The following is a 20,155-nucleotide window of genomic DNA, read 5'->3' as shown; positions in this document are numbered from 1 at the left end:
GTTCAGTTGTGGCGGAACGGCCCGGTTGTACTCCAGCCGTCTCATCGGGAGATGGCGAAGGGAAGCTCGATGGACGGGACGCTTCATGAAAATCAGCAAGTGGGCCGCAGCACCTCATCATCGGTTCGAACCCTCCTCCTCATCGTTACGCGAGCGACAGTCCACCGCACAACCCTGCAATCGCGTTGCATTGAAACGTCAACACAATTCGTTTGTGTGCTCTGAGCTTTCAGCGGATACATAACGCGATATGGTGACAGCGTTCGCGCGAGATCCCTCGATCGGTGGAGCAAGATTGCGATGAGCAGATCGCACAGAAGTATCGGGTTGCGGAGGCCGGCAGCAGGAATGTTGAGATTCTTCAGCCAGTCGAACCGCGATCGCTATCGCAAATTGGCAAGCGGTGCGATCAGTCACGATGAGCAACATCAGCTTTTGAACGATCTCGCGAAGGAAATGGACGAGTTTAAGCGTGAGGCGCGCTGCTGCCTATCGCCGACAGGCGAGAATGGCAGCACGGTCCGCGGCTCTCCTGACCGGACTTGACCGTCAGTAATTCTACCCCGCACCCCCCTTCATCGTGCTGCGCAGCCATCTTGCCCGGAGTACGACAAATCGTTCGGTACGTTCGCTGCGATGGCCTCGCTTGTCGTGCGGTCGACGGCTTCCCGGGCTGCTCGTTTTTGCGAGGCGGTTTTGCTCGTTGCCGATCTCAACGTCCTGATCGGGCGAAACGGCCGCGATTGCCGCTCGCGGACGCCTGCGTACCGAATGTCCAGAAGTACGGTAAGGTGGCTCTCGTCCCGTGTAAGACTGGGGCATCAAGGAGCGTGAGGGTACATTACCGGGTTCAGGACGAACTGCATGGATGGTGCCGATCATGCATTCCGCGCGCATGCTGAGGGTCGCGTCCCGATGAGGTGAACCGGCCACCTACTTTCTTGTTGCAGATTGTTGCAGCTCCATGAGCGCGGAACGTCGCATTGGTCAGCCCTGTGAATCAGATCTCAGGACTACGGTCGACTCGACGGGATGGGTTTGAATTCGTACGCTGCTCCTGCGCGGTAGACATCGCGAAAGGCCGAATCTTCGCTTTAGCTCGGACTCCTCTTGCGCACACCCTCACCCGACGTATCGGTGGAAAAGATGAACTCGATTCCTTTTCGTTCGAAGACGTCCCTTATCGCCTTGAGGGCGTCGCGCCTTCGCTTGTTCTTGACGTACAGTTCGTCTTCGCCTTCCAGCCTGGAAGTGGTGTTTTGCTTCAGCCTACCAATCGGCTTGCAAATTTGACTCATCATCGGCGTCCAATTTTGTCCCTTTTGCGCGGCGGGGTGGCTGGTAGCGCTCGTCTCGTTGGAGCTGGCCGGGATAGCGGAGGCGAGACGAGCGCGGGTGGCGTGATCGTCGTCTCGGCTTTTGAACCGCCAGCTATCGTTGCCGGTCTCGACGATGTCGCAGTGATGAGTCAACCGGTCGAGCAGCGCGGTCGTCATCTTGGCCTCGCCGAACACGGTTGGCCATTCGCCGAATGCGAGATTGGTGGTTACGATGACGGAGGCGCGCTCATAGAGCTGACGAGGTTGGAAGAGAAGCTGGCCCCGGACTGGGCGAAGAAGGGCAAGTAGCCGAGTTCATCCAGCACGATGAAGTCCATCCGGGTCAGATGCTCGGCGAGCCGACCTTGCCGTCCATTGCTGGTCTCGGTCTCGAGACCATTGCCGAGGTCGACTACGTTGAAGAAGAGGCCGCGGGCACCGGATCTGATGCAGCTTCTGGCGATGGCAATGGCCAAGTGGGGTTTGCCCGTGCCGGTGCCGCCAACCAGCACGACGTTGCGTTGTTGGGCGATGAAACCGCCGCCAGCGAGATCATTGACGAGAGTCTGATTGATCCGCGTGCCGTCGAACTGGAAGTCAGCGATGTCCTTGGCGAGCGGCAGCTTGGCAATGGGTGAGCTGGTATTTGATCGACCTGGCTTGCCTCTCGTTGATCTCGGCGTTGAGCAGGTCGCCGACAATGCGCTGAGCTTCGTGCTGGCGCTTGACTGCAGTCGCCGTGATCTCGTCGAAGGCAACCTTCGTGCCGTAGAGCTTGAGTTCGCCCATGAGGTCGAACATTTGGGTTCGTTCCATCAGATGGTCGTCCGGAGGTCGTCTTAGCGCGCACATCGGCGGTCGGTGCATGATGGAGCGTCAGTGCGGCCGGCGTCATGATGTTGGCCGGTGGGCGGGTTCACGTTGACGGGCCAGAATGTTGAGAACGACAGCGCGGCGGAATGGACGCTGTGACTGAGCACTTCGGCACAGTCCGACCGCGAAGCATTCTTCACCAAACGTTAACCATAGCATCCGGAATCCACGTCGATTGAGCGAAGCCTATTGCGGGACCGTCGGTAATATGTGACATATCACAATGTGATTTATCCCTTAGAACGAAGGAGCGACCGTGAACTTCTACCGGAAGCACATCACCAGCTCGAAGTGGCGCCACGGCGCCGCGCGACTGGGTGAACTGCAAGCGTCGGGTCATCAGTGCCGGCTCTGCCCGAAGGAGGCGACGCCGGACGATCCCCTCGAAGTCCATCACCGCACCTACGCGAACCTCGGTGATGAGCGTGCCGAGGACCTGACGGCGCTCTGCCACGAATGCCATCGCGAAGTGACGAACTTCCTGCGCGCCCGCCAGTACGCCGAGATCGAGCCCAAGCGCGCCGACGTCGTCCGGCTCCGCGATCCGCGCTGTTGGGCGTCCGCAACCGGCAAGGTGGCGTGATGAATACGGAGAGCATCAAGCTCGGCATCACCGGCACGAAGCGCCTACTGATGCACTCCGGCAGGCTCGCCGACCCGCTGGATCCGATCTCGCGGGACCTCGCGAGGCTCACCTCCAAGCGGCCGAAGACGGAAGCTGACCACCGCATGATCGCGAAGACCGAATGGTACGGCGGCCTGTGGCTGAGCGGTGGGGTGCCTTGCATCCCGTCGGAGGCGCTCATGGCGGTCTTCCGGCGGGCCGCCAAGACCGTGCGCCGGGGCCAGCTCGCCTCCGCCGGTCTCGTCGTCGAGGAGGACGCGCCGCTGATCTACGACGGTCCCCGGGACGTGGACGAACTCTGGGCCAGCGGCAAGTACGCCTTCCGCGCGGCGGTCAGGGTGGGCTCGAACAAGACCATGCGCACACGCCCCTGCTTCGATAGCTGGCGCATCGAGTTCGTCGCCCGCTTCCTTCCGACAGTGCTCGATCTGGATCAGGTGCTCGAGGTGTTCTCGATCGGCGGCGTGCTGCGCGGTCTCGGAGACTGGGTGCCCGAGAACGGCACCTTCTCAGTCGAGCGCCTGGAATAGAGGGTTTGTGGTGGGCTGTGGTCCGGTGAGTTAGGGCGTGGTCCGGTGTGGTAGGGGGGAGGCGACCGGCTAGGCGCCGGCGTCTCCCAGCATTCAAGCAAATAGGCAGAGTTCGCACGTGGAGCTTCTCCGCGGAGGGCGGAGCATTGCCTGAGAGGAGAGCGAGCATGACGAAGAAGAACACGGCGGCACGCAGCTCGCGTGCCGATCGGGAGGGCAGGCCGCAGGCGGCACCGGGCGTCACCTGGTGGCGCACGAAGCCGGCGGAAGCCTTCGACGAATCCACCGCGCAACAGCTCCGCCGGACGCTGTCGACCATCGCCATCCTGGAGGTGCCGACGTGGCGCGCCGCTGCGGGCGGCGACGGCGCGGCCGCCGTCGGCCTCGCGCTGCGGCTGGATCCGCAGCGCGTGACGATCAACGGTCTCGACCTGGTCATGACGGCGCTGGCGGCCTGCGCAGCGGAAGGCGATGCGGCCGCGTGCCTGACGATGTCGCACTGCATGCGCCGGTTCTTCCCGACCAGCAAGCGCGAAGCGCGCCTGGCGACGAGCTGGCTGGTGCGTACCTTCGCCATGGCGATCAAGCGCGCCAAGCCGCGGAAGGGAGGTGTGTCGTGAGGCTCCAGATCATGTCCGATCTGCACCTCGACCCGAGCCGCGGCGTGCCGCCCCTGGCCGACGGCGTCGACGTCGTGGCCGTGGCCGGCGACACCTGCGAAGGGTTGGTCAAGGCGATCGATGCCCTGCGCCGCGCGTTCCCCGATCCGGTTCAGGTGGTCATGGTGGCCGGCAACCACGAATACTACGGCACCGCGCTCGGGGCCGAGTTGGCGGCGGGCCGCGCCCGGGCACGTGAAATCGGCGTCCACCTGCTCGAGAACGGCGTGGCCCGGTTCGGCTCCTTGCGCGTCCTCGGTGCCACGCTCTGGACCGACTACATGCTGTTCGGCCCGACATTGCGCACCGCCGCGATGCGCGCCGCCGGCGACCAGATGCGTGACCACAAGAAGATCAAGTGGTCCAGCGACCCGTGGCGCCGGTTCAGGCCGGAGGAGGCGCTGTCGCTGCACAACGACTCCAGGCGCTTCTTCGAAGCCGAACTCGCCAACCAGCACTCCGGGCCGACGATGCTGCTGGCCCACCACGGAATGACATTCGAGGCCGTCGCCCCCCCGCACGAGCGCTCCCTGATCTCAGCGGCCTACACGTCCGAGCTGAGCTTTCTGGACCAGTTCGGCCCCGACTACGTCGTCACCGGGCACACGCACCGTCGGATGGATTTCCGGCGCGGCCGCACCCGCTTCATCAGCAACCCCCGCGGCTACGCCGACGAGGGCGTCGCGTTCGATCCCACGTTCGTCCTGGAGGTGCCCGATGCCTGATCTGCGCCAGCTCATCGCCAGAATTGCGTTCGGAAAGGTGCATCCGCCCTAGCTGCCGACTGAGACGAAAAACCCAGAGACGAGACCATGAACATGACGACGTCCATCACGACTCCGAGCTGCCATACCATCACTGTCTCCGGCGGCGGCGATCCGCCCCAAGTCGGCTCGTTGTCCAGCATGGGGCCTTTCGAGCTCGGGTATTATCGGCGCGGGTGGCGGGATTCCGTCCGCTTCCGGCTCCGTACCGAGCGGGCCGCCGCCGAAAGGGCGGTGCGGGCCGCAGCGACCGCACCGAGGGTGGGCTTCGCTTCGTTGCGCGCAGCGGCCGCGGAAGCGCAGCTCGAGGAGGATGATCGGCCCACCCCTCCCCGCAGCCTGCGTCCGGCCTACCCCGGCGCGCATGCCGTCGACCCGCTCCGCGTCGCGGCTGCGCTGAATTTCGCGCGCTTGTTCGACCAGACCCCCGGCCTGTTCCAGGCAATGCGGTCGCGCGCGCCCGTGGTGGTCGTCGACGTCCCCGACCCGCATATCATGCAGTACGTCTGCTCGGTCTGGCACCAGGCCCTGTCGATGGATCCGGACCGGCTGCTCGCGATCGACGGCGACCGGCACCGCCGGCGCGAGCAGCTCGACGCGCTCTACGTCGTCGTGAAGGAGCCGCCGAAAGGCTCCTCCAAGACCAGCATCGAGAAGGCTGCGTTCGGCGCTCTCGCTCTCGCGCTGCCATTGGTGGCGATCTCGCCGATGGCGAACACCCACTTGCCCGCGGTCCTGATCGCCGCGGCGACCGAGCGCGTCGAATTTCCGGCGCTCGACGCCTCGACCATCGCGAGCACGATCAGGATCGTGACCGGCCGCCGACTCCGAGATGAGCTCGAATCGGAACTGGTGGAGCGCGTCACCCCGACCGATCTCGCGATCGCCGTCCGCTTCGACCGCACGCCGGCGGATTGTATCCAGGAGCTGCGGCGCCAGATCGCCACCAGGACAGCGCAACCGCAGGGCGGCGATCTGCGCCTCCGCGATCTCCATGGCTTGGGCGAGGCCCGTACTTGGGCCGAATCGGCTATCGCCGACATCAAGGCCTGGAAGGCCGGCTCGATTCCCTGGTCGGCGGTGGGGTCGGCCGTCGCCCTGAATGGCCCACCCGGCTGTGGCAAGACCACCTTCGCCGGCGCCTTCGCGCGCGAGGCAGGCTTGCACATCGTGTCGGCGACGTTGGCGCAATGGCAGTCGTCCGGCGACGGGCACCTCGGCCATCTGCTGCGTGCCATGCGCAGGGACTTCGAGGAGGCGCGCGCGAAGGCGCCCTCCTGCATCTTCATCGACGAGGTCGATTCGTTCCCGGTGCGGGCCGAACTCACTCACGCTCATCGGGACTATGTCGTGGAAGTCGTGAACGCGCTTCTGGCGGAGATCGACGGAATCAAGGGACGCGAGGGCGTCGTCGTGATCGGAGCCAGCAACGACGTCCGGCGCTGCGATCCGGCGCTGCTTCGCGCCGGCCGATTGGAGAAGATCGTCAACATCGGCCTGCCCGACCTCGACGAGCTCGAACGCATGTTCCGCGTGAGGCTGAAGCACGATCTGCTGGACCAGGACATCAGGCGTCTCGCCGAGTCGGCGCTCGGCATGGTCGGCGCCGACGTCGAGCGCGTCGTCAAGGACGCCTATCGGGCGGCACGCCAGGATGGGGGGCGCCCGATCACCGTTGACGACCTGAGCAAGGTCTTGGGCGGCGCCGACGGGCGCTCCGACGAGGAGCTCTGGAGGACCTGCGCGCACGAGGCCGGCCACATCCTTACGGATGTGCTCCACTTCGGATCGAAAGACGTGTTCGCCTCCGTCACCATGGCGGGGCGGCGCGGCGGCATCAGCTTCCGGACCGACATCAGTAATTTCAAGGGCACGACTGAAGACTATCGTCGACGTCTGGAGGTCATACTCGCCGGGCGCGAAGGCGAGGAGATGCTCCTGGGCAACGTTTCGCACGGCGCCGGCGGAGAGGCCGGCTCGGACCTGGAGGCGGCGACGGCGCTGGCAGCCGCAATGATCGGATCGCTCGGTCTGACGGGCCGGTCGCGGTTGCTCTACCTCGGTTCGAAGCGCAACGCGCGAGAGTTCCTCCATTTCGCGGAGATCCGCAAGGAGGTCGCGGACGAGCTCGCGGCGGCGGCGGCAGCCAGCCGCGCGCTGCTCGAAGGCCACCGCGAGGCGCTTGAGGCGACGGCGCGCAAGCTCTACGAGAACGGGCGCATCGACGGCGCCGAAGTGGCCCACATCCTTACGGGATCTCGCGTCGCCTGCTTGCGTAACGCACCGTGAATGCCGGGACAATCGCTCTGACGAAGCCGCGGCTCAGGCCACGGCACCGTCTCCGGCATGATGGTGGCCGTCGGCGGGTCCTATGATCAAGGCGCGTCGGCCGGCCTAAGATTTCTGTGCTGGCGTTGCAATGGTAAGAAATTCGCCCCAGCCGTTCTCCTGGTGTCGTAACACGCGCGGACAATCCCTGCCGGGCCAATCGTGGTGCTGGTACACGCCGCTCTGAACGTGGATCCCAAGCCGGTAGGCCAACCACGCCGGAAGCGAGGCCGCCCGATCGTAGCAGGCCTTGACACTCCCGAGATCCATGGAGCGCATCGACACGCTGGTCGTCGACAAAGACGGGCACCCTCACCGAGTGTAAGCCGAAGGTCGTGGCGGTCGCGCCCATCGCCGGCTACTCGGAATCCGAGGTGCTGCGGCTGGCTGCGAGCGTCGAACGCTGGCTCTGATAGGGATCCACCTGGCTGCCGCGCTGGCGCACATCTTCGTTTACCGAGACCGCGTGATGCAGCGGATGTTTTCAGGGTGAGATGGAGCGACCCGCGAGGAAAGCCGCCCAGACGGCGAGTTTGAAGCCGAGCTCAGCAGATTTTCGCGTGCGGGGGACGACGAGGCGGGTCCTGTACGGCGGCTCGATCTGGACTGCGGGCCTGCCCGGAGTGTTCCGGTTTAGGAACAAATTGCCGTTCTTGTTGTTCCTTGCCGGCCTAATCGCCGGCGTTCGCAAGGAGGAAGATATGAAGCTCAGGCCGTTTGCTGCCGCAGGTCTCGTTTTAGCTTTCGTCGCTCCGGCCCTAGCGGCCAACGAATTCTACATCGCTCAGGATGTGAAGACGAAGAGGTGCACGATCATCGACAAGAAGCCGACCGATACCTCCATGACCGTCGTCAGCCCGTCTGACAACGTCTACAGGACACGCGCGGAAGCGGACACCGGCATGACGACGGTCAGGGTCTGTTCATCGTACTGATGGACCATCGTCCGGGCAGTCAGACCGGTACTGAATATCGACCGCCGGCTCCCGTGCCGCCGCCGACGCGGCTCGGGCTGATCGAGATTATCCAGACCCTGAGAAGGAACCCTCTCGAATGCTGGAGCGCCGAGTTCTTCCGTGAACCGATCGCGAAGATCAGACTGCCCTTAGCCCGGGCATTTCTGGTTCACGACCCGGCCGCGATCAAGCGCGTTCTTCTCGACAACGCGGACAATTATCGCAAGGACCCGATCCAGCGCCGCATCCTATCCTCCGGTCTCGCCGACGGCCTATTGAGCGTGGAAGGAAGCCGCTGGGAGGTGCAGCGCCGGACTTTGGCACCGCTATTCGCAAAGCGGACCGTCGCCTCCTTTAGCGAGGCGGTGCTAACCGCGGCTCACGAGCTCGCGGACAAATGGAGCCGCCTCGGTTACGGTACCGTGGTCGACGCTGCCGCCGAGATGACGTTGCTCACGCTCAAGGTCCTGGCCCTGACCATCTTCTCCGATGGGATAGGCGGAGACTTTGAAGAATTTCGCCTAGCCATGAACGCCTATTTCGGGGTCATCGGACGCATCGGCGCGCTCGATCTATTCGGCGTTCCGGAATTCGTGCCGCGCCCGGGGCGGGCGAGGCTGCGCCGGACAATGAGCTACTTCGAGCGCGTAATCGACGAGATCATCGAAGCGCGGCGTCGTCGACTTGCCTGCTCGGCCGGCAAGGACGATCCGAACGACATCCTGACACTGCTGCTCCGCGCGCTCGATCCTTCGACGGGACAGCCGATGAGCCTCGCCGAGGTGAGGTCGAACATCCTCACGTTCCTCTCCGCCGGCCATGAGACGACGGCCAATTCGCTGGCGTGGTCGATCTTTCTGCTCTCGCAGGCGCCTGCGTGGCGGACACGCGTTCGAGAGGAAGCGGTGCGCGAATTGAGCGGCCCGACGGCCGGGCTGGCCGATCGGCTCCTGGTGACGCGGGCGGTCGTGGAAGAGGCGCTGCGGCTCTATCCGCCGATCGCCGCGCTCAGCCGAATGTCCGAACGGCCGGACAATCTGGGATCTCATGAGGTCGGCGCCCGGTCCCTGATCGTTATCGCACCCTACGTGCTGCATCGGCACGAGCGCCTATGGGACCGCGGGGATATGTTTGACCCGTCGCGCTTCCTGCCACCGGCAAGAAGCGAAGTGCCTCGTTTCGCCTACCTGCCTTTCGGCGCAGGTCCCCGCACCTGCATCGGATCATCCTTTGCGCTGCAGGAGGCGACGATCGTGTTGGCGGTGCTTATGCGACGCTTCGATCTGGACCTTCTGCCGGACACCAAGGTCTGGCCGCTGCAGGGGATCACGTTAAGGCCAACGAACGCCCTACCTATGCGCCTCCGGAAGCGTCCGTGATGTAGAGTCGACGAGGAGCGCACTCCGTCGCCGCTCTGGACCGGCAGAACCGTAACCCTCGTCACGTTTGCTCATTTGCTTGCGACTTAATGAGCAAATCATCTCACGCTCGAACCCGATCCGGGAAGGCGGCCTCCACCGGAGGCTGACGGCGCTTTATTAGCTAACCGTACTCCAACGGCAGCGAATAGAAATGCGATGGTCGAATGCAGAGTGCCGAGGGCGGAAGTGACCAGCTGCTCGGCGCAATCAGGTTGCTGATCAAGCCAATCATGATAGAACGCCACTCCAGTTAATAGGAATCGACATGGCCAAAAAACCAAAGAAGACAGTCAGGCGGGAATACACCAAGGAAGACGTGAAGGAGTTGCGGGCTCATTCGAAAGCAAGAACGCCCGTGACTAGGATTTCAAAGCTGACGAAGAGGTCCGTAGGTTCCTTGCGCCAGAAAGCATTGAAGCTTGGTATCGGATTAGGCCATCAACGCTAGTAGCGCGCACTTTTCCTGTGAGACTTCGAACTGCGGCCTTCCTGAAAACAAAAGCTCGTGGATCCAGCTAACTCTCTTGAACCGCCGCAGGTGTAGCTATTGCGCTGGACCGCTTAACCCGCACCACCAACATGAGTGCGTTGATTAGGATCGAGAACATCGAGAGAAGCGCCAGCATAACCCACCAGAAGATGCTGTAACCCCTCATCCAGTTATCAAACACCGTAATGAGCAGCGTTCCTAAGCCGACCGACATGCCAATAACATTCAAAAGAAACCAGCGCATCTGAGATATTCCACTTTTGCGCGAATAGAAGTATTCAGGTCGGGGCACGTTCGGAACGTGTGGTGAGCCGATTGCGAATCAATCGGCTCACTCCTGAACAATATCAGGCATCCGGGTAACCATTCGCCCTGTTGCAAGCGCGACGATCGCGGTTGTAGGCGATCACACCGGCCGTATGACCGTAGAGCTGCGTAATTACCTGGCCGTGGCTGTAAGCCTGTTGCACGCAGGCAACATAGGGTTTGTTGCTCATCCAATCATATGGTCCTGCACTTGCAGTAGAGACCGAGCCTACGGTCGAAACGATTACGGCCGCAGCTGCGATAGCGAAGAGCCCTGTGCGAAAGCCTGTCATGTTCGTGGTCCCAAGTCAGACCGCACTATTGCGTGTCTGTGCCGTTACAATGGGAGCTCACCGAGTTCTTGTATCTTCACGACCGGCCAACTCTCCCGGTGGTCAGGATCGGGCCGGCCTATGCAGCGCCTGGCCGATAATCATTAGGGGAACGGCCAACAAGATAAAAAAGATGGACATCATAACGAGCTGGTCGTGGAAATTAGTGTTAGGCGACGTTCTCAGCAAGTTGGTGATGATGAACCCCAGCCCGGTCAAAGAGGATAGTATGCTGCTGGCTTTGGCAATCAGCCCAAGCCGACGCCATTCGATGTCCCGAGCCTTGGTTCCAGCAGCGTGAGCATCCAGCTCCGAACGCAGTGCGCGCAGCTCGGTTTCTATTTCAGACTGCATCATTTCTGTTTCTTTGCTTTCTGGTGAGCTGACTGTCCGTCAATTGTGACAGCACTCGACATCTCGGCTGTTCGGCCGATGATTCCCTCGGAGATGCTTTTGAGGTCCGGCCGCTCCGCTTGCGTGTTCGATCGGCAGGCGGAGCGGCCTTGGAGTGTGATCAGGAACCTCGCGCACCGCTCATGATCGGCCCGAACCTCTCCCAGCTTTCTCCCTTAAATCGCATCATCTGGAGCTGCTCGATCGGGGCGAAATCGTCAGGGCCTGTTTTGATGCGTGTGCCCGTAATGTAAATTCCAATCTCAAAATCGAGGTTGGCCGCCTGCTTCATTACATTCTCACGGGTCAGCGTGTCACCGCACTGACGGAGGACTTGCTCCAGGCCCTTAGCCACACCGTAGCCAAAGACAGTCGCAGAGTCGTCGAGATCACCTTCAGGGTACCACTTCGTCATGAAAGATCGCCACTCGTTCATCGATGCGTCGTTCTTCCACTCTGAATCCTTTGGGTCCTTGAGGTATGCGGTAGACAGGATGCCCTGGCTGGCATCAAAGCCCGCAGGTTTGATGACTCCGCCTATAGAACCAGAGACGTTGGTCAAGAACTGAACGGGATGCCAGCCCAGCTCGGCAACTTTCTTGATCGCCTGAGCGGCAAACTTGGGGGTTGCAATATTGACGAAGATGTCCGGGTTTGCTCCCTTGATTTGCACCACCTGAGAATCGACGGTAGGCGAGCTCGTCTCATACGCTGCCTCAACAACGATAAGCTTGCTCGCTTGGTCACCGAGGCCATCCTTCAAACCCGTGACGTAATCTTTGCCAAAGTCGTCGTTCTGATAAAGTATACCGACGGTCTTGCCCGGGTAATTCTGCAGGATGTACTTGCCGTAGATGCGAGCTTCGACCTGGTAGCTGGGCTGCCATCCCATAGTCCACGGAAAGTTCTTCGGGTCGTTCCATTTGGCTGCTCCCGTGGAGACGAAAAGTTGGGGCACCTTTTTGGAGTTCATGTACTTCTGGATTGCGGTGTTGCCAGGCGTACCCAACGGGTTGAAGATCAGCAGCACTTCATCGCTCTCTACCAGCTTGCGGGCTTGCTCGACGGTCTTTGGCGGGCTGTACGTATCATCATAGGAGACGAAGTTGATCTTGCGGCCGTTGATGCCACCTTCGGAGTTAATCTTGTTGAAGTAGGCCGCTTCGGTCTTTCCGATCGTTGCATATGCGGACGCGGGACCAGAGTACGGCATGATGTTGCCGACCTTGATTTCGGTGTCCGTCGCACCGGGATCGTATTTCTTTTGAGCACTTGCACTTGACGAGATCGCCGCGACAAGCACCGCTGTGATTGCAGTCGAATAGACAAAGTTGACGTAAGAACCACGCATCGTTGTCCTCCTTGAAGCACAAACTGTTTCAGCCATTCTGGTGAGCTGTTCAGCCGCGCATCAGTGAGTATGCATGATAAGCGTCTGCGGCAGCAACGAAACCTGCCTGCCATTTCACTTCAGCAGTCAGAAATCCAACCTTGGACGCAGCGCACAATTCCTTCCGCAGGAATTAGCGGGAGCAGGCGCGCTGCAAGTTGAGCTTGCGCAAAATTGAGCTTACGCCATCTGCCCGGCAGTCTTGCGCATCAGCCAACTTGGTGGCGGAGACGTTTCGGGAGGTGTTTTTTGTAGACTCCGCCTTTGGCTTCCTGGCGGTGACTCGGGTGTCATTAGGATCGTGCCAGTGGCGAGGAGTGAACCCCGGCGCGCTCGCCTTAGCTACTTCTTTTGGCTGAGGCTGAGCTGGTAGTCTCGGCTCGGAAGGTGGCGTGTAAGCGAGGGCAACCTGCTCCACCGTCGGCTGAATGCCTTGGAGGCTGATCAGCGATAGCCGATCAGCCTTGTTGCCGGTTACAGCAGGATAGGCAATTGAAGGTGTCGGCACCGGAGCAGACTTGGAGGTGGCCGCAGCAATAGCTCCGGCCCCACCAACACAAACTAATCCAACTACGATGACCTTGATCACAGCGATGCCCCACACCGAGGCGCCGAGCCTAGATGACATTTGGCCCGGATTAAGGCGACTTGATTTTTTGGTTAATTCTGCCGCGCAAGCAAAGCTGGCATGGTCCGGGCCAAGCGGTAACAGAGCGCAGTATCGTTATCTGGATGCGTGCCCAGGAACCAGCCCGTATGCAAGAAGGTGCGGATGCCTTTTCCTGGCGCAAAGGCTACAGCATCGATACGATTCGGCGGCGCGTTTAGCCGCTCCAACGCGTTTTTCGGTCTTCGCTGATGACGGGCCACTTTCAATTCGAGCAATGCTTTCCGGCGAGCCACTGCGATCGCCCGGGCCTGAACGCTTGTTTTCTGCCAATGAGCGCCACCGGCGCCGAGATGCAGGCCACGACCTGCCTGCCAACGTCAAGGTGAAAGTTGTCAATCACAAGCTTGGCGGATGTCATGACGCGCACCTTTCTGAATCGATCGGAACGAAATCGGCCATGTCCCTCCGGAGAGGGTCCGCTTGGTCGGGTTGAACGGCCCTTGTTCAACCGGCGTCAAACGACAGGTGCTCTCGTCCGCGAACGCGATCACCCGCAAGCCAGGAAACCTGTCGCCAACCATCGTGCCTGATTGATCTCTGATATTCAGGCGATCGACTTTACCGCACCTCTGACCGGCATTCCGTCCTGCGCGCCCTCGTTAAGGCACTTCAAAGCGGCAGCCTCGCACCCAATTTCCAAAGACTTTTGCAACGGCACTATCTCACTTACCATAGACGCGAACGCGCCTACGAAGGCATCGCCGGCTCCTGTGGTATCGATGGGGGTGATGCAGGGAGCAGGCGCGCGAAGACGGTTGCCATCGGCGGTGAAGCCGATTGCGCCTTGCGCCCCAGCGGTTACGATGCAGTTAAGGTTGCCGGCCTTGGCAAGTTCGGCGGCTGCGGCGTCGTAGTCGGGCGGCAGGGCGAAGCCGATGGCCCTGGCGGCATCCAGAGCCTCATGCTCGTTGACGAGGAGATAATCGGTCACGGAGAGAAGCTCGACCACCATCTCGCGGCTCATCAACTCCGGCACCGGTGCGAGATTCCAGATGACGGTACCGGAGGCGGATTTCGTCCTGCGTGCGGCCTCCAGCGCTTCCGCGAAAGGCACTTCCATCTGAAGCACCAGGATTGTGTCACGGCTGAATAGTGCGATGGGGAGGTCATCGGCGCTCGCGGTCATGTTGGCGCCGCTTGCCACCGTGATTGCATTCTCACCAGTCTGATCGACCGTGATGAAGGCACAGCCGGTCGGCTGGTCCGATCTGACGACGAGATCCGAATCGACGCCGTTTGCTCGGAGATTCTCTACCGCTCTGTCGCCGAATTCGTCGCGTCCGACACGGCCCGCCATTCGGACGCGTCCTGGCCTGGCAATGCGCGCGGCAGCCACGGCTTGATTGGCGCCCTTGCCGCCGAAATGGGTCCGATAAGAGGGCGCGAGCACGGTGCGGCCGGGGCCCGGAATGACCGGGACATGGGCGACCAGATCGATGTTAAGCGATCCGAACTCTAGGATCATGGCGGAGAAACCGTCACCCTTGCTCGTCCATGACTCGCAGTTTCTCGACGCGGCGGCGGAAATCCTCGTCGGTGGAGAACTCGGCGGAGAGATAGGACGAGACGAGATCGACGGCAAGCCACGCGCCGACGATCTGCGCGCCGATGCACATCACGTTGACGTCGTCATGCTCAACGCTCTGATGGGCTGAATGGATGTCATGGCAGACCGCGGCCCGAATGCCCTTCATCTTGTTGGCGGCAATCGAGGCGCCGACGCCGGTGCCGCAGACCATGATGCCACGCGCGGCTTCGCCCGAGGTCACCTTCCGAGCCACGGCGCGGGCGATGTCGGGGAAATCCACCGGCTTGTCGTCATAGGAGCCGACGTCGACGACGTCATGCCCGAGGCTGCGGATGTGGTCGATGACGGTTTGCTTGAGCGGCCAGCCGGCGTGGTCGGATCCGATGACGAGACGCATGTGATGCCCTTCTTGATTTTGCATGGGTCGTGGCAGCCGCGTGCGGCTGCCACGATTGTTTCCGGTCTTAGCTACGCATATCCGGCGGCAGCTCGACACCGTGGAATTTTTTGTAGATCGCATTGAGCTTGCCGTTCTTGACGTTCTCGGTGATCCAGGCGTTGAGCTTGTCCATCAGGCGCGGCTCACCCTTCTTCAGTCCGATGGCGAGGTCGAAGGTCGCCAACGGTATCCGTGACTCGAACACGCGCGAGGGGTTCTTCACGCCGATCTGGTTGATGATGGTCGCGGACGAGGCGACGCAGTCGACCTGACCGGACACGGCCGCCGTCACCATGGTGGCGTCATCATCGTAACGGGATATCTTGAGGTCCTTGTCCTTCATGTTGGATAGGGTCGTGTCCTGCGTGGTACCGCGCGAGACGCCGATCGACTTGTCCTTGAGGTCGGGCCAGTCCTTGACCGTCGACGATTTGAGGCAGCCAACGTCGGATTGCAATGTCGCATAACGCTTGGTGAAATCGATCACCTTGGCGCGATCCGGCGTCACCGAGAGCGTCGAAATGATGATGTCGGCCTTGCCGGTCAGGACGTTCGGGATACGGGTTGCCCCCGTGGTCTGGATGAACTCGAGCTCGAGTCCCCAGTCCTTGGCGAGCAGCTGCGCGACTTCGACGTCGGAGCCGGTCGGCTTCATGCTCGAGTCCATCATGCCCGAAGGCGGGATGGCGAGGTCGGTCGAGATGCGGATCTTCTTGGCCTGCGTGATATCGTCGAGCAAGTCGGCCGATGCCGGCGTCGCCGCCATCATGACGAGGCCACACAGCGCGGCGGCAGCTCCCAGCAATGTCTTGTTGGTCATTCCTAGTTCCTCCCTGTTATGATTTTAAGTTTCCCGTGCCCACGAATTGCGTGAGTTCGGGTGTCGTCGGCGACGTCAGGATCGAGGCAGGTCCGGTTTCGTGAACCTTGCCGCGATGCATGAAGACGATCCGGTCGGCGATGCCTTTGGCAAAGCCCATCTCGTGGGTGACCATCACCATGGTCATGCCATCAGCCGCCAGCTGCTCGATTACCTTCAGCACTTCGCCGGTGAGCTCCGGATCGAGCGCGGACGTGACCTCGTCGAACAGCATCACTTTCGGCTGCATGGCGAGCGAGCGGGCGATTGCGGCGCGCTGCTGCTGGCCCCCGGAAAGCTGCTCCGGGTAGGCGTGAAGCTTCTCCTCGAGCCCGACCTGCGCCAGCACTTTTCGCGCAAGGTCTTTGGCCTGCGACGCTGTCATGCCCTTCACGGCACAGGGCGCCAGCGTGATGTTCTGCTCGATCGTGAGATGCGGAAACAAATTGTAGCTCTGGAACACGATGCCGACGTCCTGGCGCAGCGCGCGCAGGTCGACGTCGGGACGGTCAACCCGATGTCCGCAGACGACGATCTCGCCGCCGTCGACTTTCTCGAAGCGGTCGATGCAGCGCAGCGCCGTGCTCTTGCCGGAGCCGGAGCGGCCGATCAGCGCCAGCACCTCGCCGCGCTCGACGGCAAAACTGACACCATCGAGCACCCGCAGCGAGCCAAAGCTCTTCTGCACGTCGCGGAGCAACACAATCGGTTCGGAGGCGGAGGCGTTCTGCTGCATGTTCAGGCCGGTGCAAGGTGAAACTTGCCACGCCCCATGCGACGTTCCAGCTTCTGGCTGAACAACGACAGGGGATAGCACATGGTGAAATAGGCGACGGCGATGATGGCGTAGATGACGAAAGGCTCAAAAAGCGAGTTGTTGACGATCTGGCCCGAGCGCATCAGCTCGACAAAGCCGACGACGGAAGCGAGCGAGGTGTTCTTGATGATCTGCACCATGAAGCCGACGGTGGGCGGCGTCGCGATGCGGATCGCCTGCGGCAGGATCACCTTCATCATGCGCTGAGTCCGGCTCAGCGCCAGGCCTTCGGCAGCCTCCCATTGCGGCTTCGGCACGGACTCAATGCAGCCACGCCAGATCTCGCCGAGATAAGCGGCGACATAGAGTGTCAGCGAGGCGCCGGCGGCCGTGAGCGAGGAGACCTTGAGGCCGATTGCGGCGAGGCCGAAGTAGCCCAGGAAAAGGATGACCAGCAGCGGTGTGCCCTGGATGAGCTGGACATAGACGCCGCTGGCGATCCGCACCGATTTGAGCGGCGAGATGCGTGCCAGCGCAATCACGAAGCCCACGATGCTGCCGCCGATCAGCGCGATCACGGATAGACCAATGGTCCACAGCGCGCCCTGGCCGAGGAACATCAAATGGTTAATGTTGAGATGTCCGCCCATGGTCATATCACAACGGTGTGCCGAGCCGGCGACGGCGCGGGAACAGCACGAGGCCGAGGCCCCAGAAGCCCGCTCGCATCACCAGCGACAGGATGATGTAGAGCACGGCGACGATGATGTAGGTCTCGAATGCGCGATAGGTGTCCGATTGGATGTAGTTGGCGACGGCGGTGAGCTCTTCGGCCGAGATCTGCGAGCAGACCGAAGAGGCCAGCATCAACAGCACGAACTGGCTGGTCAGCGCCGGATAGACCTTCTCGATCGCCGGCAGCAGGATGATGTGCCAGTAGATCTGGAGGCGTGACAGCGCCAGCCCTTCGGCGGCCTCGATTTGTCCGCGTGGAATCGCCTCGAATCCGGCGCGCATGATCTCGGCGGTATAGGCGCCGACATTGATGGTCAGCGCGGCTACCGCCACGGTAAAGGCCGAGAGTTTCAGTCCCAGGCTGGCGAGGCCGAAATAGACCAGGAAGATCTGCACCAGCAGGGGCGTGTTGCGGATCGATTCGACGTAGACCTTGCAGGCGCCGGCGATCAGCGCGCTGTGCGAGCCGCGGCCGACGGCTGCAAGCGTGCCGAACAGGGCGCCGAGCACGGTCGCGAAAACCGCCAACTCCAGCGTCAGCGCGGCGCCGGCGAGAAAGCTCGGCCAACGCTCCAGCACTGCGGGGAAGTCGAGTTGCACGCTCATTGTGTCAGGTTCAGCCGGTGGTCTGGTTGGTCATGCGGTCATAGACGCGGAATAGCGCCTGGTTGCCGTTGTTGCCTTCGCCATGCGCGCGCGCGTCCACATATTGGCTGGTGACGAGCGCCGTGCCCGGCAGCGGCACGCTCAGCGCCTGCGCGTGCTCCTGCACCAGCCGAAGGTCCTTGAGCTGCAGATCGATCCGGAAGCCGGCGGAAACGTCACCCGCGATCATCGCGGGGCCAAGCTTGTCGAGCATCCAGGAGGCTGCGGAGCCTCCGAGCAGCACCCGGCGCAGCAAATTAAGATCGAGGCCGGAAGCGCGCCCGAGCGCGAGGGCCTCGCAGATGGCCTGGATGTTGATGCCGCAGATCAGCTGATTGCAGAGTTTGACGGTCTGCCCGGCGCCGGACGCGCCGACATGCGTGATGGTGGTGCCCATCGCGCGGAAGATCGGCTCGGCCTGCGCGAAGGCTTTCGCATCGCCGCCGGCCATGATCGAGAGGGCGGCGTTCTTGGCGCCCACCGGGCCACCCGAGACCGGCGCGTCGATGAAGCTGACGCCAATTTGTTGCAGGTCGGCATGGATGCGGCGGACCGCGACCGGCGAGATCGTGCTCATGTCGACGATCAGCTTGCCGGGTGGCGGCGACTTCAGCAGCCCGTGCTCGCCGTAAACAGTCGCCTCGACATGGGGCGTGTCGGGCAGCATGGTGACGACGATGTCGGCGCCTTGCGCAGCATCGGCCGGGTTCTTGGCCCGGGTCGCGCCTTCCTTGACGATATCGGCTACGGCGACCTCGTTGAGATCGAACGCGTGCACCGCGTGCCCCGCCTTCAGAAGGTTGCGCACCATCTCGAGGCCCATCGTCCCGATGCCGATGAAGCCGACGCTGCCCTTATCGTTCCGTCCCATGTCATTCGTCCGTTTCTTGGTTAGTCCGCGATCAGCGTGAGGCGCTGGTCTTGTCGATGTCGCCGACGACGGCCCTCCTGCGGTATTCGTCGCCAATGGCAAAATGCTTGCGCAGCGTCGCATCCGCTCGCTCAGGGTCGCGCGCGATGATCGCGTCGAAGATGCGCCGGTGGTCGTCGATGAGGTACGTCTTCATCGACGGGAAGGCCTGCACCTGCATGCGGCGGCTGCGATGCGAATGCGTCAGCAGACCCGCCAGCGACCCGTGCAGTACGGTCAACGTCTCCGAATGCGCGGCCACGACGATGGTACGATGGAATTCGAAGTCGGCCATGCCGCCGGCGTCGGGCTCGTCGATGGTGTCCCCAATTTTCGCCAATGCACGCTGCAGCCGTTCGAAATCGGCAATGTTGGCGCGCTCGCAGGCGAGGCGGATCGCCTGGCATTCGATGGCGACGCGCGCCTGCATGACGTCGTCAAGCATGTCCGCCTGGTGAGCGAGGGCGAAGGTGAAGAAGTCGTTCAGTACCGAAACGTCCGGCCGGGTCACCACAGTACCGATGCGGTCGCGGATCTCGACGATGCCCAGCACCATCAGGGCACGCAGCGCCTCGCGGACAATCGGCCGGCTAACGCCGAGCAGGGCGGCGAGTTCGCGTTCCGAGACCAGGCGGTCGCCCGGCCTGAGCGAGCCCGCGAGCAGGCGTTCGCGCAGGAAGGCAAACACCTTCTCAAACCCTTTTTCGCCTTCCGACGCGCGCTTGAGCTCCATCCCGATCTCGTTTGGTCTGATCTTGGTCAGACCAGTATGACGACAGGCTCACCTCGTCAACTTTTTTGATGTGGGGCCATTATCCGTGGGATTCCGGTTTAGCTGGCGCCGTATAGCGCGCGGCCCCCGATCAGGCCTGCGTCTTGGAAACAGCGCCTCCTTGCGACTGTGCTGGACGGCTGAGACCGGGGAGCGTTCATCCAAACTCTTTCGATGGCCGTTGCTCCGCGGCATCGAGGCAAGGCCACGTGACAGCGGCGGGCCGCGTCGCCCGTAACCTCGATGGCAGCGTCTTTCCACTGAAAGGACGTCCGCCGGAAAGCCCCTCCATACAAGTGCAGGTGCTGAACGTGCTCAGGGCCGGCGGAGCGGTCGCGCCTATCGACAGGGTGCGGATTCCGACGAAGTCGCCCAGGCGTACCGATATGAAGTCGCCCGTGGATTCCGAGACGATGTCGCCCACCTTTCCGATTTGATCTCGCCCAGCGGCGAG

The 20,155-nt window shown here is 62.1% G+C and carries 21 protein-coding genes and 1 pseudogene; 8 read left to right on the top strand and 14 right to left on the bottom strand.

Annotated elements, in window-relative coordinates:
• Positions 1-348: 348 nt before the first annotated feature.
• The gene (locus ACFQX9_RS28040) at positions 349-546 is read left to right on the top strand and encodes a hypothetical protein (protein WP_204512690.1); all 198 of its coding nucleotides are present in this window, start codon (positions 349-351) and stop codon (positions 544-546) included.
• A gap of 866 nt (positions 547-1,412) precedes the next feature.
• Here ACFQX9_RS28040 and istB read toward each other — a convergent pair.
• Positions 1,413-2,135: pseudogene (istB, locus tag ACFQX9_RS28035) on the bottom strand (IS21-like element helper ATPase IstB); the annotation flags it as partial.
• A 313-nt stretch (positions 2,136-2,448) separates the two neighbouring features.
• On the opposite strand from istB, the gene ACFQX9_RS28030 reads away from it, so the two are divergent.
• The 7 genes from ACFQX9_RS28030 to ACFQX9_RS28000 all read left to right on the top strand — a co-directional run bounded on the left by ACFQX9_RS28030 (position 2,449) and on the right by ACFQX9_RS28000 (position 9,433).
• The gene (locus ACFQX9_RS28030; protein ID WP_204512691.1) at positions 2,449-2,775 is read left to right on the top strand and encodes an HNH endonuclease; all 327 of its coding nucleotides are present in this window, start codon (positions 2,449-2,451) and stop codon (positions 2,773-2,775) included.
• Entirely contained in the window at positions 2,775-3,347 is a 573-nt protein-coding gene (locus ACFQX9_RS28025) for a hypothetical protein (RefSeq protein WP_204512692.1), read from the top strand. The genes ACFQX9_RS28030 and ACFQX9_RS28025 overlap by 1 nt, the downstream gene beginning before the upstream one ends.
• Positions 3,348-3,514: 167 nt before the next feature.
• The gene (locus ACFQX9_RS28020) at positions 3,515-3,967 is read left to right on the top strand and encodes a hypothetical protein (protein ID WP_204512693.1); all 453 of its coding nucleotides are present in this window, start codon (positions 3,515-3,517) and stop codon (positions 3,965-3,967) included.
• Positions 3,964-4,731, top strand: coding sequence for a metallophosphoesterase (locus ACFQX9_RS28015; protein WP_204512694.1), 768 nt, complete (start codon positions 3,964-3,966; stop codon positions 4,729-4,731). The genes ACFQX9_RS28020 and ACFQX9_RS28015 overlap by 4 nt, the downstream gene beginning before the upstream one ends.
• A 93-nt stretch (positions 4,732-4,824) precedes the next feature.
• Positions 4,825-7,059 carry an AAA family ATPase gene (locus tag ACFQX9_RS28010; RefSeq protein ID WP_377791164.1) on the top strand — a complete coding sequence of 745 codons (2,235 nt, stop codon included), beginning with the start codon at positions 4,825-4,827 and terminating at the stop codon, positions 7,057-7,059.
• Between the two features lie 740 nt (positions 7,060-7,799).
• Positions 7,800-8,033 carry a hypothetical protein gene (locus tag ACFQX9_RS28005; RefSeq protein WP_204512696.1) on the top strand — a complete coding sequence of 78 codons (234 nt, stop codon included), beginning with the start codon at positions 7,800-7,802 and terminating at the stop codon, positions 8,031-8,033.
• A 53-nt stretch (positions 8,034-8,086) separates the two neighbouring features.
• Complete coding sequence (locus tag ACFQX9_RS28000; protein ID WP_377791163.1) at positions 8,087-9,433, top strand: cytochrome P450; 1,347 nt, start codon at positions 8,087-8,089, stop codon at positions 9,431-9,433.
• A 557-nt stretch (positions 9,434-9,990) separates the two neighbouring features.
• Here ACFQX9_RS28000 and ACFQX9_RS27995 read toward each other — a convergent pair.
• The 13 genes from ACFQX9_RS27995 to ACFQX9_RS27935 form a co-directional block, all read right to left on the bottom strand.
• Positions 9,991-10,209 (bottom strand): hypothetical protein, encoded by a 219-nt coding sequence (locus tag ACFQX9_RS27995; RefSeq protein ID WP_204512698.1) that lies wholly within the window; start codon positions 10,207-10,209, stop codon positions 9,991-9,993.
• 103 nt (positions 10,210-10,312) lie between these two features.
• Positions 10,313-10,462 carry a hypothetical protein gene (locus ACFQX9_RS27990; protein WP_204512699.1) on the bottom strand — a complete coding sequence of 50 codons (150 nt, stop codon included), beginning with the start codon at positions 10,460-10,462 and terminating at the stop codon, positions 10,313-10,315.
• A gap of 204 nt (positions 10,463-10,666) precedes the next feature.
• Positions 10,667-10,960, bottom strand: a complete 294-nt coding sequence (locus tag ACFQX9_RS27985) for a hypothetical protein (protein ID WP_204512700.1) — start codon at positions 10,958-10,960, stop codon at positions 10,667-10,669.
• A 157-nt stretch (positions 10,961-11,117) separates the two neighbouring features.
• Positions 11,118-12,347 carry an ABC transporter substrate-binding protein gene (locus tag ACFQX9_RS27980; RefSeq protein ID WP_204512701.1) on the bottom strand — a complete coding sequence of 410 codons (1,230 nt, stop codon included), beginning with the start codon at positions 12,345-12,347 and terminating at the stop codon, positions 11,118-11,120.
• 172 nt (positions 12,348-12,519) lie between these two features.
• Positions 12,520-12,975 carry a hypothetical protein gene (locus ACFQX9_RS27975; protein ID WP_377791162.1) on the bottom strand — a complete coding sequence of 152 codons (456 nt, stop codon included), beginning with the start codon at positions 12,973-12,975 and terminating at the stop codon, positions 12,520-12,522.
• A 625-nt stretch (positions 12,976-13,600) separates the two neighbouring features.
• Complete coding sequence (locus tag ACFQX9_RS27970; protein ID WP_204512702.1) at positions 13,601-14,521, bottom strand: ribokinase; 921 nt, start codon at positions 14,519-14,521, stop codon at positions 13,601-13,603.
• Positions 14,522-14,534: 13 nt separating this feature from the next.
• Entirely contained in the window at positions 14,535-14,981 is a 447-nt protein-coding gene (gene rpiB, locus ACFQX9_RS27965) for a ribose 5-phosphate isomerase B (protein WP_204512703.1), read from the bottom strand.
• 67 nt (positions 14,982-15,048) lie between these two features.
• On the bottom strand, positions 15,049-15,843 hold the full coding sequence (locus tag ACFQX9_RS27960; RefSeq protein ID WP_204512704.1) for a transporter substrate-binding domain-containing protein: 795 nt from the start codon (positions 15,841-15,843) through the stop codon (positions 15,049-15,051).
• Positions 15,844-15,859: 16 nt separating this feature from the next.
• Positions 15,860-16,618, bottom strand: coding sequence for an amino acid ABC transporter ATP-binding protein (locus ACFQX9_RS27955; protein WP_204512705.1), 759 nt, complete (start codon positions 16,616-16,618; stop codon positions 15,860-15,862).
• A gap of 2 nt (positions 16,619-16,620) precedes the next feature.
• Positions 16,621-17,289, bottom strand: a complete 669-nt coding sequence (locus tag ACFQX9_RS27950) for an amino acid ABC transporter permease (protein WP_204512706.1) — start codon at positions 17,287-17,289, stop codon at positions 16,621-16,623.
• Between the two features lie 7 nt (positions 17,290-17,296).
• Positions 17,297-17,980, bottom strand: a complete 684-nt coding sequence (locus ACFQX9_RS27945; RefSeq protein ID WP_231189845.1) for an amino acid ABC transporter permease — start codon at positions 17,978-17,980, stop codon at positions 17,297-17,299.
• Positions 17,981-17,990: 10 nt separating this feature from the next.
• Positions 17,991-18,890 carry an NAD(P)-dependent oxidoreductase gene (locus tag ACFQX9_RS27940; protein WP_204512708.1) on the bottom strand — a complete coding sequence of 300 codons (900 nt, stop codon included), beginning with the start codon at positions 18,888-18,890 and terminating at the stop codon, positions 17,991-17,993.
• A gap of 31 nt (positions 18,891-18,921) precedes the next feature.
• Positions 18,922-19,662 (bottom strand): FadR/GntR family transcriptional regulator, encoded by a 741-nt coding sequence (locus ACFQX9_RS27935; RefSeq protein ID WP_204512709.1) that lies wholly within the window; start codon positions 19,660-19,662, stop codon positions 18,922-18,924.
• Positions 19,663-20,155 lie beyond the last annotated feature (493 nt).

Source organism: Bradyrhizobium sp. GCM10028915 (genome assembly GCF_042666195.1).
Taxonomy (GTDB): domain Bacteria; phylum Pseudomonadota; class Alphaproteobacteria; order Rhizobiales; family Xanthobacteraceae; genus Bradyrhizobium; species Bradyrhizobium canariense_D.
The sequence above is the reverse complement of the archived record's forward strand: the minus strand, read 5'-3'. Positions and strand labels throughout refer to the sequence as shown.